The following is a 303-nucleotide window of genomic DNA, read 5'->3' on the forward strand; positions in this document are numbered from 1 at the left end:
AATAGAAACTTCAAATAGAAACTTCAAATAGAAACTTCAAATAGAAACTTCAAATAGAAACTTCAAATAGAAACTTCAAATAGAAACTTCGAAGCGAAACTTCAAAACAGAAACTTCAAAACAGAAACTTCAAAACAGAAACTTCAAAACAGAAACTTCAAATAGAAACTTCAAATAGAAACTTCAAATAGAAACTTCAAATAGAAACTTCGAAGAGAAACTTCAAAACAGAAACTTCAAAACAGAAACTTCAACACGGAACTTTCAACAGAACTTTCAACAGAACTTTCAACAGAACTTTCA

The sequence above is a fragment of the Flavobacterium olei genome, assembly GCF_039749035.1.
Taxonomy (GTDB): Bacteria; Bacteroidota; Bacteroidia; order Flavobacteriales; family Flavobacteriaceae; genus Flavobacterium; species Flavobacterium olei.